Below are 14,949 nucleotides of genomic sequence, written 5' to 3'. Positions count from 1 at the left end.
CCACTCCTCGAAGAGGGCAATGCTCCTGAAATTGAGGACTCTCATACGCGGTATAAACGTTGCGAAACCGGGCTTTTTAAGCGATAACTCCTCAAGTGCCATACGTGTAACACATTGCAGAAAGGAATTTCAACCTGAATTCGTCTCAATCGCAGGAGGCTGCGGCAAATCGCGCGTTGCTGCACACGGTCGCCAAATTGCACTACCAATCCGATATGGCGCAGGTGGATATTGCCAGGAAGCTTGGCCTGTCGACGGCGACTGTTTCACGGTTGCTGCAGCGAGCCCGGGCAGTCGGGATCGTCCGGATCGAAGTCATCGATCTCTCACCTGCCGAGGATCTGAGTGCTGCACTGATCGACGGCCTGAAGCTGCGCACCGCCGCGGTGATCGATACGCCGTCATCAAACGTGCTGAGCGCGCTTGCCGCGCCTGTCGGCTCGCTTCTGCAGCAGACGGGCCTGCGTTCGGGTTCGACGCTCGGCATCGGCTGGGGGCGGGCGGTGCGCGAGGTGACATTGGCTGGTCTGCCGCAGTTGCCCGGTATCGTCACGGTCGCGCTGAACGGCGGCATGCAGCATGCAGCGCCTCACTTCCAGATCAATGAATTCGTGCGCCAGGCGGCAGTCCAGATGGGCGGCGTGCCGCATTTCCTGCACGCGCCTTATATTTCCTCGACCGAACTCCGGGATGCATTTCTCGGAGATCCCACGGTCCAGCAGGTGACGTCTCTCTGGGACAGGCTGGACGCGGCAATCGTCGGCGTCGGACTGACACATGCGGCAAACCCCTCGGAAACGGCGTTGCCCGGCGAAAAGGCGCTGAGCCACGCGGCCGGCGATGTGCTGCGCCACTACGTCACCGAGGAGGGCGAGATCCTGCACTGGGATGGAGAGGAGGGGATGATTGCAGCTTCTCCCCAACAGTTGCGCAAGGTGCCGCTCTGCATCGCCGTTGCCGCTACTCCCGGCAAGGCAAGCGGCATTATCGGCGCGGCACGATCGGGAATGATCAATGCGCTGGTCACGGACGCCAATACCGCGCAGGCCATTCTCGATCGCCTGTCGTCCCATCAGAAAGCCGAGGATCGATCCTGATGCCCTTTGTCTGCGCGATTAGCGCTTAGAAACGGCAAGCACTTGTGTGTCTGCTCATGAGTTGACCAGGCAGCAATCTCTTACGCTGCCTTTGGCAAGAGCGATTTTAGGTTTACGCCATCCGTTAAAGCTTCGATCGGCGGCATGATGCGCTTGGCAATCAGCATCTCGCTCAGTTTGATATCCTTGGCGATCTTGTTGCCAGGCCCCACACCGCTCGCAGCGACCAGCCTTTGTTCTGCGTCGAGATGGAACAGGATGACGGCGCCGTCATCCAGATCGCGTCTGATGACCGTGCGCCCCTCGTCGACGAGGCCGGCGATTTGTAGCGTATGATCAAACTGGTCGGACCAAAAATAGGGGACGGCCTGATAGCAGCGAGCCGCACCCATCAAATTGGCCGCCGCGAGAATGCCCTGATCCTGCGCATTGCGCCAGGCTTCAAGACGCAGCCGACGTCCGCCGTAGAGCGGATGCGGAAACGAACAACAATCGCCGGCGGCAAAGATGTCGGCGATCGAAGTTTCCAGGTGCTCGTTGACTACAACGCCATTATCGATCGCAATGCCTGCTTTTGCAGCAAGTTCGGTGCGTGGCTGCGCGCCGATCCCGACAACAAGCACATCGGCAGCGATCACCTTTCCGTCAGAAAGGGAAATGCCGACATGTCGTTCATCCGCTTCGATCCAGAGAACCGCCATGCCGCATTTTACGGTGACGCCGTTGCGCTGGTGCAGGGCTGTGATCGTTTCCGCGATCAGCTCGGGTACGCCGCGCTTAAGAATACGTTCCTGAGACTCGATGACAGTTACCTTCGCGCCTCGGCTGCGCGCCGATGCGGCAACCTCCAGCCCGATAAAGCCGCCGCCAAGCACGGCTACATGCATATTTGCCCGGATATGGGAGCGAAGCGCAATCGCATCGTCCATCGTCCGCAGATAGAGGATCCGGGAACTGGCGGGCGTGTTCGCCAGCCGCCGGGGTGCAGCCCCCGTCGTCAGCAGTAACTTGTCGTAAGACAAGGCCCGATCATCCGAAAGGATGAGCCGTTTTCCAGCTGCGTCGATGGCGTCAGCCGATACGCCGCCGATATGCCGGATAGCCTTTTCAGCCAGTGCGACATCATTGAGAACGGCGGGCAGCCGAGGCTCCGCGTGATCGAGCAGGACCTGCTTGGAAAGAGGCGGTCGCTCGTAGGGAAGATGAACCTCATCGCCGATAAGGGTGATCTCCCGCCGATAGCCGTTCTCCCGCAGGCTCAATGCGGCGCGTGCGCCACATTCGCCGGCACCGACGATGATGATGCCCGCATCGGCACTCATGCGCCGATCCCGATCATAACGCGATCGCCTTCCACTTTGACCGGATAGGTCTTTAGATTGATGCAGACGGGCGCGCCCCGTGCTTCTCCGGTCTTGTAGCTGAAGCGGCCATTGTGCTTCGGACACTCGATGGTGTCGTCCATCACGAGCCCGTCGGCCAGATGGATTTTCTCATGGGTGCAAAGCCCATCTGTAGCAAAATACTCGTCGTCGGGGCTGCGGTAGATCGCGAAGGTTCGCCCGGCGTGATCGAAACGAACAACATCTTCCTGATCGATTTCATCGGCAGCGCAGGCATCAACCCAGTTCGTCATTTCTTCCTCCTCATTACAATCGCCAAGGCGTGAAAGGCGTTATCGAGTCTTGGGAGCAGGTCGACATTACGCTTTGAGCGCGCATCGTTTTTCCTCCCGAGTGGTTCCCAGCATGCGCGAAATCACCCCTCGCATTCCACGTCGAGTGTGATCATTTCTCATCATGGAAGAGCTGCATGGAGAAGACAGTCGCTGGGCGGCTAGGCTATAGGGCCGAAAACGTCGGCTTCACATCCACATATCGATAGACAATAAAGCCGGAGCCTGCGGAAGGAGGGCCGCAGGCTCCGGCATTTGCCGCCATCGCCGGTCGTGAGATGACGGTCCCGGCAGCCCAGCCGGGTCTTCGATCCGCTCTAGCTCGGTGTGCCGGAGCGTCGCGCCTGCTTTTCGGCGTATTTCTTGGCGCGCTCCATAAAGCGCTTGTTCATGCGGTCCTCGGCCTCCTTCGAGCCGTCATGGAAAGTGCCGAACCACTGGTCGAGCGGGATGACGCCATCGGCATAATTGCATTCGAAGAACTTGTGGTGGAGATAATGGTCATAGGCGTGGGTATCGATCCCGGCTTCCTCGCCGATCACGATCTTGTCGAAGCCGGCATGGCCTGGCGCCGGCGCAAGAGCGGCGTGCGTCAGATGGAACAGGGCGTGGATGGGATTGGAGGGCAAGATCCAATGGATGAGAACGCCCGAGAAATACAAAAGATGTTCGACCGGATGCATGGCGAGGCCTGACCAGGGGCCGGGATTGACGTTGTTGTGATGCAGCTTGTGGACCGCATGATAGAGCGGCGGCCAGTGGATCAGACGATGCACCAGATAGAAGTGCAGATCACGGAATGCCGGGATCAACAGCATGATGATGATGCAATAGATGGGGTGCTCGGCAAAGTCGACATAGGGAATGATGCCGTTCGCAAAGGCCCATAGCGTCAGAACTTCGAATGCCGTCCAGAGCGGTACGGCGCTCGCAAAGGTCCAGATCACGTTGTCGACGGTCTGGTTTTTGAAAAGGAAGGCCGAGTTATCCTTCGACGGCCACTTGCTATTATATTTGAAGCGCGTGCCCTGCTTCTTCTGCATGTAGAGGCGGAGATGAAAGGCGCCGAAGAACAGGAAAACCAGCGCGGCATTGCGCAGGAGGAGATAGGCAATCCAGCCCGGCGCCAGTGTCTTCATCGTTTCCATGGAAGGTGTCGCGTAGAGCCACAGCAACGTTGCAACGGCGGCATAGACGGCATTCCAGGGCATCAGATAGCCGGGATATCCAAAGAACCATTTCAGGAAAGCGATCGGTTTAGCCGGCCAGATGAAGACGGGCGGATAGTGCAGAAGCTTGTTGGGTTTCCAGTCGCCGCGTTTGTCGCGGGTGCCATAGAGCGTGTCGTCCATAATGTGCCTCCCGGTGGATGAACTATGCGGTCAGTGTCAGCGACGTCGGCTGGAAACGACAGCATTGATTTGATGAAATTTGCTCACGGAGACGGGAACTTTTCTGAGTTGCGATCGGGGAGGGAAAGGTGGCGATTTGGCATCCAGAGCGTCTTGATGAAAAACCCTCACGACACCGGCGCCCGGCTCGCGAATACATCCGCTTTGCAATGAAACGCCGCGATGATCAAAAGCCATCATCGCGCCGGCTGGCGAAGATCTCGGATTCATGATCTGAGCTGCGCACTGGCAGGGGAGGAACCATGCAGAACTTGCTCATATTCCAGTCGCTCTGGTCCATGGAGCGGCGCAGCGCGCAATATCCGGAGCTTTCTCTGGAAGAAAACATCGAAAAGATCGCGTCTGCGGGCTTCGATGGCATCAGTACCCACTGGTACGACCGTAAGGTCGTTTCCCGCGTCGCAGGGCTGCTCAAGCAGCATGGCTTGCAGGCGGAAGGTCAGTGCTTTCCCAGGACTGTCGACGATCTGAAGCCGGTGCTGGAAATCGCGGCCGAATACAATGTTCATCATATCTGTCTGCAGCCGGACGTGCGGCTACGTCGGCTGGAGGACTGTATTCCATTGCTGGAGGGTTGGCAGCGGCTGGCGGAAGAAGCCGGCATCGACGTCTGGATCGAGACGCATCGCGACCGTATGACGACGGATCTATTCTTCACGCTGGATCTCCTCGATCGACTGCCGGATCTGCGGCTGTTGGGGGATGTCTCCCATTTCCTCGTCGGGCGGGAGTTCGCCTGGCCGGTATCCGACGAGAACCATGCGCTCATCCATCGGATACTGGATAGCTCCTGGGCTTTCCATGGCCGCGTCGCCTCGCGCGAACAGGTCCAGATCGAGATTTCTTTCCCGCATCACAGGCCCTGGGTCGACCTTTTCCTCGGCTGGTGGGAATATGGCTTCAAAAGCTGGAAGAAGCGCGCCAACGAGGACGCAACGCTCGCCTTCACCTGCGAGCTCGGGCCCAAGCCTTATGCGATCACCGGCAGGGACGGTGAAGATACCACCGACCGCTGGGAAGAATCGCTGCTTATGCGGCAGGAAATACTCGATTTATGGGCAAAGGTAGCCGGCTGATAAGTCGAATTAGATATCGATCATAGACTATTGATTTTGGAGGAATTTTCGATGGACGTAAGAGCAGCGGTCGCGGTTGCGGCTGGTAAGCCGCTTGAGGTGATGACGGTTCAGCTTGAGGGGCCGAAGGCCGGCGAAGTGCTGATCGAAGTCAAGGCGACCGGCATCTGCCATACCGATGATTTCACGCTGTCGGGTGCCGATCCGGAAGGCCTGTTTCCGGCCATCCTCGGCCATGAGGGCGCCGGCATCGTCGTCGATGTCGGACCTGGCGTCACCTCGGTCAGGAAGGGCGATCACGTCATTCCGCTCTACACGCCCGAATGCCGCGAATGCCCATCGTGCCTTTCCCGCAAGACCAATCTGTGCACGGCGATCCGCTCGACCCAGGGCCAGGGTCTGATGCCTGACGGCACCTCGCGCTTCTCGATCGGCAAGGACAAGATCCATCACTATATGGGCTGCTCGACCTTCGCCAATTATACCGTGCTGCCGGAGATTGCCGTTGCCAAGGTCAATCCCGACGCTCCCTTCGACAAGATTTGCTATATCGGCTGCGGCGTGACCACAGGCATCGGTGCGGTCATCAACACTGCCAAGGTGGAGATGGGCGCAACCGCCATCGTCTTCGGTCTTGGCGGCATCGGCCTCAATGTCATCCAGGGCTTGAGGCTTGCCGGTGCCGACATGATCATCGGCGTCGATCTCAACAATGACAAGAAGGCCTGGGGCGAGCGCTTCGGCATGACGCATTTCGTCAATCCGAAGGAGGTCGGTGACGACATCGTGCCTTATCTCGTCAACATGACGAAGCGCGGGGCCGACCAGATCGGCGGTGCCGACTATACCTTCGACTGCACCGGCAACACCAAGGTGATGCGCCAGGCGCTGGAAGCCAGCCATCGCGGCTGGGGCAAGTCGGTGGTCATCGGCGTTGCCGGCGCCGGCCAGGAGATCTCGACGCGTCCGTTCCAGCTGGTGACGGGCCGCTCGTGGATGGGCACGGCCTTCGGCGGCGCGCGTGGCCGCACTGACGTTCCGAAGATCGTCGACTGGTACATGGAGGGCAAGATCGAGATCGATCCGATGATCACCCACACCATGCCGCTCGACGACATCAACAAGGGTTTTGAACTCATGCATTCGGGAAAGAGTGTTCGCGGCGTCGTCATCTACTGACGGCACAGGCGTCCTCGCCGGAAGTTTCTGGCGATCCAAGCGACGGATAAGCCGATCGCCATCGCTCAAGAAGAACGCCGGCCTTCGTAATGGGGTCGGCGGTTTGAACATGAATGACCTTCAGGCAAAAGGATATGCCCATGACCAGCAAGTTGCTAGGTGCGACCGCCGCCGCTCTCTTCGCTCTATCTTCCGCAACCGTCGTCTTCGCCCAAACGACGGCACCTGCGACGCCAGCTCCCGTCACGACGTCTTCCACATCGGCGCGATCGTCCACCATGCCCTCGAAGGATGAGATCAAGACGGCGCGGCAAGCCTGCCGGCAGGATGCGACAGGCCAGGGCCTCAAGGGTCAGGCACGCAAGGACGCAGTCAAAAGCTGCCTGCAGCAAAAGTATCCGGTCCTGGCAAAACGCAAGACCTGCCATGACGAAGGTACGGGTAAAGGTTTGCAGAAGAAGGCGCTGCACGATTACGTCAAGCAGTGCATTACCGCGAGCTGAACAGCGACCTGCAATCGCGGCCTCTCGCCGGAGCTGCTCATCGTAACAGTCCGCTTCACGGGGCCGGACCACTACCTCGCACAATCACCGCGCACGTCACGTCGGCCCTTTTTCCCGCAGGCAAGTCGCCTTATCTCCTTAAGCAAGGACATAAACTTCAGGGCGTGGCGTGCTTTTCCATCCAGACCGACTTTCATTCGGCATGGTACTGCCGGCGCAGCCGCGAACTGCGGCCGACATTCAGTTCGCTACTCAGCTCGGCATTGCAACCCATGCCGACAAATTGGGTTTCGATGCGCTGTGGGTGAGGGATGTTCCCCTCAATAGCGAAAGCTACTCCGACCCGATCGGACATGCCGATCCCTGGGTTTTCCTGGGAGCTTTGGCGGCTGTCACCTCTAATATCCATCTTGCGACCGGCGCAATCGTCCTGCCTTTGCGGCATCCGCTCCATATCGCCAAGGCCGCGCTGTCCGTCGCCTCCCTTTCGAAAGGCCGGCTCGTCCTCGGTCTCGGTTCGGGAGACCGACCGAGCGAATATGATGTTTTCGGAGAGGATATCGAGAACCGTAAAATGCTCTTTCAATCGCATTGGGACCGGCTCGCCGTTGCACTTAGCCCGGATCAGAAGGTCGTCGATGAAGGCGGTCGCGTGCGAAACGAGTTCGCCATCAGGCCCGCGCTGCAACAACCCTCCATTCCCCTGGTGGCGGTCGGTTCATCGTCGCAATCGCTCGAATGGATTGCCCGCCACGCAACAGCCTGGATGACTTATTACCGGCCGCTACCCGTTCAGAAAGACCGGTTGGCGCTTTGGCATAATGCCCAAGCCAAGGTAACCACGGATTTTCGCGGCTTCGGCCAGTCCATGGTGCTGGAACTGCTCGACAACCCGCAGGCCTCCTATGAGGAGATCAATCTTGGCGGCAGAACCGGTAGGCGAGGGCTTATCGACGCCTTGTCGGCAATGCGTGAAGCCGGCATTCATCACGTCGCCTTCAATCTCGTTACCCAGGGCAGACCTGCCGGCGACGTCTTGGAAGAGATCGCAGCGGATATTTTGCCGGCTATGCGGTAGCCTCGCCAATTGCCCTCGACGGTAGCGTCGTGGAAATCCTATCCCTGTGACCCTGGCTTTTGCAGCCCTTGCCACCTATCTTTCCGCTGCAACCAAAAAGGGCCGATTTTGCTTCTCGAAATTTCTATCGTCATCGTCCTCACCCTCCTGAACGGCGTGCTTGCCATGTCGGAATTGGCGATCGTCTCATCCCGTCCTGCCCGTCTGAAAGTGCTATCGGATCAAGGCAGCAGAGGCGCGACCATGGCGATAAGGTTGGCCGAGGAACCGGGCCGCTTCCTCTCAACGGTACAGATCGGCATTACGCTCGTCGGCGTCCTGTCCGGCGCCTTCTCGGGCGCCACACTCGGCGCTCGGCTGTCGGGCTGGCTTGCCGCGCAAGGTCTTTCGGTCGCAGCCGCCGATGCCATCGGCGTTGGTTCCGTTGTAATGGCCATCACCTATCTATCGTTGATTATCGGCGAACTCGTACCGAAGCAGGTTGCTCTCCGGGCGCCGGAATTGGTCGCCAGCAAAGTCGCGCCGGCCATGGTGTTCCTTTCCCGAGCTGCAGCCCCGCTCGTCTGGTTGCTCGACCTCTCGGGACGGCTGGTTCTGAGGGCGCTTGGTCAATCCGGCAAGGTTGCCGATGGCGTCAGCGACGAGGAAATCAAGACGGTTCTGGCGGAGGCACAGAGCGCCGGCGTCATCGCAACAGAAGAGCAGGCGATGATCTCGGGCGTCATGCGATTGGCCGACCGAACCGCAAGGGCATTGATGACGCCGCGTCGCGACGTGGAGGTTATCGATATCGAAGATAGCTTCGGCAAGGTTCGCGAGCAGATTCGCCGCACCGAAAAAGCGCGGCTGCCGTTACGCAAGGACAGCTCCGACGAGATCGTTGGGGTGCTGACAACAAGGGATTTCTTCGACGCACTGGCTTCCGGCGGTCAGCCTGACATTCTGAAGCTCGGCAAGCAGGTGCCGATCGTTTCGGATCTTTCAAGCGCCCTTGACGTCGTCAAGGCTCTGCGTCGCTCCTCTTCGCACATGGTGCTCGTCTATGACGAATACGGGCATTTCGAAGGCGTCATCACGTCGGGTGACATCCTGGAAGCCATTTTGGGAGCCGTTCAGGAAGAAGAAGACGCCGGCGGCGAACAGGCAATCGTCCGTCGCCACGACGGCAGCTATCTCGTGTCCGGCTGGATGCCTATCGACGAATTCGCCGATTTCATGAACCTCCAGATCGAAGACGATCGCGACTACCAGACGGTTGCAGGCTTCGTGCTGCAGGAGCTGCGCCATCTTCCGGATGTGGGCGAAAGCTTCACGAAAAACGGCTGGCGCTTCGAGGTCGTGGATCTCGACGGCCGCAGGATCGACAAGCTGCTGGTGAGCTCGGAAAACGGCGGCAGCGATAGTAGCCTTTGACAGCTGGATTGAGATGCGTGACACGCCCCTGATCATCTAAGCACGTCTCTTTACAAAACGAACTAGTTCGTACATTATTTCCTCAGAGGAGGAGTACCTGCTGCCCGAAGCAGCACGGTGACTGCCAAGATCGGCTTGAATGCCATGCGAAGGGGGCGCGGAAGGTAGATTCGGCGTTGCCGCTCGCTGCATTTCCTTGAAATTGGAATTGTCTGGGGAGGAACAACGATGACGATATCAACTGATCATAAGACGCCTAGGCGCGCCGCTTTTGCCAGCTGGCTGGGAAGTGCCGTCGAATATTACGATTTCTTTGTCTATGGGACGGCCGCGGCGCTGATCTTTCCGAAAATATTCTTTTCAGCGGAAGATCCGCAGACAGCGGCAATCGCTTCTTTTGCGACCTTCGGCGTGGCCTACATCATGCGGCCATTGGGTGCGGTGATCCTGGGTCACATCGGCGACAAGTTCGGTCGCAAAAAAGTGCTGACCTTCACGCTGCTTCTCATGGGATTCTCGACCTTTATTATCGGTTTCCTGCCGACCTATGGCCAGGCTGGCATCCTGGCTCCGATCCTCCTGGTTTTCGCGCGATTGCTGCAGGGTATTTCGGCTGCGGGAGAGCAGGCCGGAGCAAGCTCGATGACCCTCGAGCATGCTCCCGAGAACCGCCGGGCCTTCTTTACAAGCTTTACGCTGAGCGGGACACAAGCGGGCCTGATCCTCGCGACCCTCGTCTTCATTCCGTTGGGAACGCTGGACGAAGCCGCTTTGCTCTCATGGGGCTGGCGCATCCCATTTTTCCTGAGTTTCGCTGTCGTTATCGTCGGCTTCTGGGTTCGTCGAACGCTCGCGGAAACGCCCGCTTTCCTTGAAGAGACGAAGAAAGGCGATGTGGTCAGGCTGCCGCTGGTCTCGCTGTTTGCCAACTATTGGGCCGATGTGCTGCGTATCATCTTTGCCGCCTTGATTTCCGTGGTCAGCACGATTTTCAGCGTCTTCACGCTCTCCTATGCTGTCAACACCATGCATATCGATCGCTCGACGATGCTGACCGTTCTGGTGCTCGCCAACATCGTGGCGCTTGGCGCCATTCCGGCTTGGGCCATTCTGGCGGACCGAATCGGCCGCAAACCGGTCTTCATCTTCGGCGCCATCGGCTGCGCGCTTCTGATATGGCCCTATATCTGGGCAATCAGCCAGAATGACCTCACACTCGTCTTCATCCTCGGCATTCTGCTCTCGGGCGTTGTTTACAGCGCATCCAACGGCATCTGGCCGGCGCTCTATGCGGAAATGTTCGACACCCGCGTGCGTCTGTCCGGCATGGCCGTCGGCACCCAGATCGGTTTTGCGCTTGGCGGCTTTGCTCCGACGATCAGCGCCGCCCTTATGGGCAGCGGTCCCATGGGATGGGTGCCGGTTGCCTTGTTTACCTCGATCACAGCCTTGATTGCCGCCATTTCCGCCGCAACCGCGACGGAGACTTATAAAACGCCGATCGATCAACTCGGCAAGGATGCGCGGCGCTTCGCAGGCTCGATGAACCACGCCGATCGGACGGTCTAGACGTCAGGATCCGATCTGGACGATGACGTGTCGCGATCGCGGACAAGCTTGTTGAAAACCACCACGTGAATGGGATGAAACAATGAAAACCTCGATTGCGACCGTTTCGATCAGCGGAGACTTGAAGGAAAAGCTTTACGCCATCGCCAAAGCTGGTTTCGACGGTGTCGAGATCTTCGAGAACGATTTTCTCGCTTTCGATGAATCGCCACGCCAGGTCGGTCAAATGGTCCGCGACCATGGGCTGGAGATCACGCTCTTTCAGCCCTTCAGAGATTTTGAAGGCATGCCGGAGCCCTTGCGCAGCCGGACCTTCGACCGCGCCGAACGCAAGTTCGATCTGATGCAGGAGATGGGCACGGATCTTGTGCTTGTCTGCTCGAATGTTTCGTCGGTCGCGATGGGGGGTATCGATCGAGCAGCGGCCGACTTCTACGAACTCGGGGAGAGGGCGGCCAAGCGCGGCTTGCGCGTTGGCTATGAAGCACTTGCCTGGGGCCGGCACATTCACGACCATCGCGACGCCTGGGAAATCGTCCGTCGGGCCGCTCATCCGAATATCGGCCTCATTCTCGACAGCTTCCATACCCTCTCGCGCAAGATCGATATCAATTCGATCCGGTCAATACCGAAAGAGAAGATCTTCATCATCCAGCTTGCCGATGCGCCGTTGATCGACATGGATCTCCTCTATTGGAGCCGTCATTTCCGCAATATGCCGGGCGAGGGCGACCTTCCCGTGCTTGACTTCATGAAAGCCGTCGCGGCGACAGGCTATGACGGCTATCTCTCTCTCGAAATTTTCAACGACCAGTTTCGTGGCGGCTCGCCGACCGCCATTGCCGTCGATGGCCGGCGTTCGCTCATTTATCTCGGCGACCAGGTGCGCCGCGCGGAAAGCAGCGGCCTTACCCTGCCGCCGATGCCGGCGCGTGCCGAGGTGGAGGGCGTTGCCTTTATCGAATTTACCGTCGATGAAGCGGAGACATCCGCCCTCTCGGATCGGTTGCGTGCCCTGGGCTTTCGCCATGTCGGGCACCACAAGAGCAAGCGCGTCGACGTCTTCCGGCAAGGCAATATCAATCTCGTCGTCAATACCGATCCGGATGGGTTTGCCGGCGTGTCCTATGCCCTGCATGGGCAGTCGGCCTATGCGATGGGATTGTGGGTGGATGATGCTGAGGCTGCGGTCGCACGGGCTGTCGCCCTCGGCGCCGAACGCTTTGAGCAGGCCCTGACGCCTGGTGAAATAAAAATGCCGGCCATAAGAGGCGTCGGCGGCGGCATCCTTTATTTCCTGGATCGGGGGAGCGTGCTCGCTCGCATATGGGAGAGCGAATTCGATCCGATCGATGACGATACTGATCTCCGACCGGTCGGACTGACGGGAATAGATCATGTTGCGCAAACGATGAAATACGAGGAGTTGCTGACCTGGCTGCTCTTTTACACCGCGATCTTGAAGGCGCATAAGACGCCAATGGTCGACATTATCGATCCCGCCGGTGTCGTCCGCAGCCAGGTGGTCGAAAACGAGCCGGGAACTTTGCGTATTACTTTGAACGGTGCGGAAAATCGCAATACCTTGGCGGGACATTTCATTGCCGAGACTTTCGGCTCCGGGATTCAACACCTGGCCTTTTCTACCGACGATATTTTCGCGACAGCGGTAGCTTTGTCGAAAAATGGTTTTGCGACGTTGATGATCTCGCCCAATTATTACGACGATCTCGAGGCGAGATTCGGCCTGGAGCCGACCTTCACCGATCGTCTGAAGGCACATAATATTCTCTACGATCGAGACGATTACGGCGAATATTTCCAGCTCTATAGCCCGACCTATGGCGAAGGTTTCTTCTTCGAAATCGTTCAGCGCAGCGGCTATCGCGGCTATGGTGCGGCAAACGCCATCTTTCGCATTGCGGCGCTCCGGCGGCATCTGCGGCCAATTGGTGTACCGAAACTTTAGGCTCTCCCCATCAGCGCGAAGCCTATGTTAAAGCTTTGATCTTCAATGATGGGCCGGAGCGCCCAGGAAGACGGGCAGAGGGCATGACCAAATCGCAAGCGGCGAAGATAGAGCGTATTGCGCGAAAGAACGATCCAGACGCGACCAAAGAAAATATCCTCAAGATCGCAACCGAGGAATTCGTCGCGGCCGGCTTTTCCGGGGCGCGCGTCGACGAGATTGCCGAGCGCACCAAGACGTCCAAGCGCATGATTTACTACTATTTCGGTAGCAAGGAAGGGCTCTATCTCGCTGTCCTGGAGCAGGCTTACACGAAGATCCGCACGCTCGAGAGCGAACTCGATCTCGAAAACATGCCGCCCGTTCAGGCCATGGCGCAATTGATTGCAAGCACCTTTGATCACGATGATCAAAATCCGGATTTCGTCCGCCTGGTCAGCATCGAGAACATTCATCGCGCGGAGCATATGAAACGTTCGGTCGTCCTGTCGCAAATGAATATCGCAGTCATCGACATCATCTCACAAATTCTCGAAAGGGGTTATGCCGATGGCAGCTTCGTGCGCCGCGTCGATCCCGTCGATTTACACATGATGATCAGCGCGCAGTGCTTTTTTCGCGTTTCCAATCGGCATACTTTCGGAGCGATCTTCGAGCGCGACCTTTCATCAGAAGAATTGAAGAAACGGCACAAATCTTTGATAATAGATGCCATTCTTGCCTTTCTGAAAAATCCGTCTCCCGACTTGATCTGAATTCGCGTCAAACTGTTTGAGTTCCGTCGGCGGCTCCAGCCGGCATGCAAAACTGCGCCTTACGTTGACTTTACGTACTAGTTCGTACATTTTTGTCGCAAAGCCACGTGGCATAACCTTATTTCGCTGCTCGGGAGGAAGAATTGAACACCCAAACCGCAATCGTTCCGCGTCAGCTTCGCGTCGGATTAATCGGCGCCGGCATTGGCCGGTCGCTCACGCCGGCCATGCATATGCGCGAAGGCGAGCATTGCGGACTGTCCTATCGCTACGATCTCATCGACCTGGATGCCCGCGGTCTATCGGTCTCGGATTTGCCTGCACTTATCGATGAAGCCGAAGCGCTGGGTTTTGCCGGTCTTAATATCACGCATCCTTGCAAACAGGCGGCTGTTGCACTCGTGGATGAGCTATCGCCTGATGCCCAGACGCTGGGATCCATCAATACGATCACCTTTCATGGAAAGAGCAGGATCGGCCATAACACCGATTGGTGGGGCTTTGCTGAAAGCTTCCGCCGCGGGCTGGCCGGCGTTGCGCTTGGTCATGTCGTACAGCTAGGAGCAGGTGGCGCAGGTGTTGCCGTCGCGCATGCAACGGCCGCGATGGGCGCGCGCTCCATAGAGATATTCGATCTGGATCCCAAGCGTGCACAGGCTCTCGTGGAGCAGCTTCAGCCGGCACACGATGCCTGTCGTTTCTCGATCGGTCATGATCTTGTCGCCGCGCTTGATGCCGCGGACGGCCTAGTCCACGCAACCCCAACCGGCATGGATGCGCATCCGGGTCTGCCGCTCGACGGACGGCTTTTAACGGAGCGCCTTTGGGTTGCCGAAATCGTTTACTTCCCGATAGAAACCGAATTGGTGAAGCGCGCCAAGCAGGCAGGATGCCGCGTACTCGACGGCGGTGGCATGGCGGTATTTCAGGCCGTAAAGGCTTTCGAACTATTCACGGGCATGCGTCCGGATGCGAACCGTATGATGCAGCACTTCAATTCATTGCGCTCCTGAGAAAAGCCCGTTTATCCGCATCAAGCTGCTTTTCGCACCGATGGATCATCATTTGCATTTCCATGCAAATGACTGCGGCTTTAAGTTCCATAAGATAGATTATCTGATATTTACCTGTGTAGCGGCATTTTAGAGATGCGACACATAGGCCAGTTAGAGATGCGACACTCGTCGCCTCTCGGGATGCTGGTCGAACGTCAGGATTGGGGA

Annotated in this window: 13 protein-coding genes; 10 read left to right on the top strand and 3 right to left on the bottom strand. The window is 58.1% G+C overall.

Annotated elements, in window-relative coordinates; all coding sequences use genetic code 11:
• Positions 1-176: 176 nt before the first annotated feature.
• On the top strand, positions 177-1,097 hold the full coding sequence (locus FHT73_RS18475; protein WP_183713713.1) for a sugar-binding domain-containing protein: 921 nt from the start codon (positions 177-179) through the stop codon (positions 1,095-1,097).
• Positions 1,098-1,177: 80 nt separating this feature from the next.
• Here FHT73_RS18475 and FHT73_RS18470 read toward each other — a convergent pair whose 3' ends face one another.
• The 3 genes from FHT73_RS18470 to FHT73_RS18460 all read right to left on the bottom strand — a co-directional run bounded on the left by FHT73_RS18470 (position 1,178) and on the right by FHT73_RS18460 (position 4,124).
• Complete coding sequence (locus tag FHT73_RS18470) at positions 1,178-2,419, bottom strand: FAD-dependent oxidoreductase (protein ID WP_183713710.1); 1,242 nt, start codon at positions 2,417-2,419, stop codon at positions 1,178-1,180.
• Positions 2,416-2,733 carry a MocE family 2Fe-2S type ferredoxin gene (locus FHT73_RS18465; RefSeq protein ID WP_112339297.1) on the bottom strand — a complete coding sequence of 106 codons (318 nt, stop codon included), beginning with the start codon at positions 2,731-2,733 and terminating at the stop codon, positions 2,416-2,418. Before FHT73_RS18465 ends, FHT73_RS18470 begins: the two co-directional genes overlap by 4 nt.
• A gap of 356 nt (positions 2,734-3,089) precedes the next feature.
• A complete protein-coding gene (locus FHT73_RS18460) occupies positions 3,090-4,124 on the bottom strand; it encodes a sterol desaturase family protein (protein ID WP_112603556.1) in 1,035 nt (344 codons plus the stop codon).
• A gap of 302 nt (positions 4,125-4,426) precedes the next feature.
• Between FHT73_RS18460 and FHT73_RS18455 the strand changes: the two genes are divergently transcribed.
• From FHT73_RS18455 to FHT73_RS18415, 9 genes are all read left to right on the top strand, one after another.
• Positions 4,427-5,260 carry a TIM barrel protein gene (locus tag FHT73_RS18455; protein ID WP_183713707.1) on the top strand — a complete coding sequence of 278 codons (834 nt, stop codon included), beginning with the start codon at positions 4,427-4,429 and terminating at the stop codon, positions 5,258-5,260.
• A gap of 51 nt (positions 5,261-5,311) precedes the next feature.
• The gene (locus tag FHT73_RS18450) at positions 5,312-6,439 is read left to right on the top strand and encodes an S-(hydroxymethyl)glutathione dehydrogenase/class III alcohol dehydrogenase (protein WP_183713704.1); all 1,128 of its coding nucleotides are present in this window, start codon (positions 5,312-5,314) and stop codon (positions 6,437-6,439) included.
• A 140-nt stretch (positions 6,440-6,579) separates the two neighbouring features.
• The gene (locus tag FHT73_RS18445) at positions 6,580-6,942 is read left to right on the top strand and encodes a PsiF family protein (protein ID WP_183713701.1); all 363 of its coding nucleotides are present in this window, start codon (positions 6,580-6,582) and stop codon (positions 6,940-6,942) included.
• Positions 6,943-7,111: 169 nt separating this feature from the next.
• Entirely contained in the window at positions 7,112-8,020 is a 909-nt protein-coding gene (locus FHT73_RS18440) for a TIGR03571 family LLM class oxidoreductase (protein WP_183713698.1), read from the top strand.
• 108 nt (positions 8,021-8,128) lie between these two features.
• Positions 8,129-9,433 carry a hemolysin family protein gene (locus tag FHT73_RS18435; protein ID WP_183713695.1) on the top strand — a complete coding sequence of 435 codons (1,305 nt, stop codon included), beginning with the start codon at positions 8,129-8,131 and terminating at the stop codon, positions 9,431-9,433.
• Between the two features lie 228 nt (positions 9,434-9,661).
• Positions 9,662-11,002, top strand: a complete 1,341-nt coding sequence (locus FHT73_RS18430) for an MFS transporter (protein ID WP_183713693.1) — start codon at positions 9,662-9,664, stop codon at positions 11,000-11,002.
• An 82-nt stretch (positions 11,003-11,084) separates the two neighbouring features.
• A complete protein-coding gene (locus FHT73_RS18425) occupies positions 11,085-12,971 on the top strand; it encodes a sugar phosphate isomerase/epimerase and 4-hydroxyphenylpyruvate domain-containing protein (protein WP_183713690.1) in 1,887 nt (628 codons plus the stop codon).
• Positions 12,972-13,054: 83 nt separating this feature from the next.
• Positions 13,055-13,726, top strand: a complete 672-nt coding sequence (locus FHT73_RS18420; RefSeq protein WP_112339739.1) for a TetR family transcriptional regulator — start codon at positions 13,055-13,057, stop codon at positions 13,724-13,726.
• Positions 13,727-13,869: 143 nt separating this feature from the next.
• Positions 13,870-14,739 (top strand): shikimate dehydrogenase, encoded by an 870-nt coding sequence (locus tag FHT73_RS18415; protein WP_112611326.1) that lies wholly within the window; start codon positions 13,870-13,872, stop codon positions 14,737-14,739.
• Positions 14,740-14,949 lie beyond the last annotated feature (210 nt).

Source organism: Rhizobium sp. BK098 (assembly GCF_014193155.1).
GTDB lineage: Bacteria > Pseudomonadota > Alphaproteobacteria > Rhizobiales > Rhizobiaceae > Rhizobium.
Note: the sequence above shows the minus strand (reverse complement) of the source record. Positions and strands in the feature narration are given on the sequence as shown.

What these genes read in the sequence shown, in the direction of transcription:
- FHT73_RS18420 (WP_112339739.1), top strand. Translation starts at nt 13,055, where the DNA reads ATGACCAAATCGCAAGCGGCGAAGATAGAGCGTATTGCGCGAAAGAAC.
- FHT73_RS18425 (WP_183713690.1), top strand. Translation starts at nt 11,085, where the DNA reads ATGAAAACCTCGATTGCGACCGTTTCGATCAGCGGAGACTTGAAGGAA.
- FHT73_RS18445 (WP_183713701.1), top strand. Translation starts at nt 6,580, where the DNA reads ATGACCAGCAAGTTGCTAGGTGCGACCGCCGCCGCTCTCTTCGCTCTA.
- FHT73_RS18450 (WP_183713704.1), top strand. Translation starts at nt 5,312, where the DNA reads ATGGACGTAAGAGCAGCGGTCGCGGTTGCGGCTGGTAAGCCGCTTGAG.
- FHT73_RS18455 (WP_183713707.1), top strand. Translation starts at nt 4,427, where the DNA reads ATGCAGAACTTGCTCATATTCCAGTCGCTCTGGTCCATGGAGCGGCGC.
- FHT73_RS18460 (WP_112603556.1), bottom strand. Translation starts at nt 4,124, where the DNA reads ATGGACGACACGCTCTATGGCACCCGCGACAAACGCGGCGACTGGAAA.
- FHT73_RS18430 (WP_183713693.1), top strand. Translation starts at nt 9,662, where the DNA reads ATGACGATATCAACTGATCATAAGACGCCTAGGCGCGCCGCTTTTGCC.
- FHT73_RS18465 (WP_112339297.1), bottom strand. Translation starts at nt 2,733, where the DNA reads ATGACGAACTGGGTTGATGCCTGCGCTGCCGATGAAATCGATCAGGAA.
- FHT73_RS18470 (WP_183713710.1), bottom strand. Translation starts at nt 2,419, where the DNA reads ATGAGTGCCGATGCGGGCATCATCATCGTCGGTGCCGGCGAATGTGGC.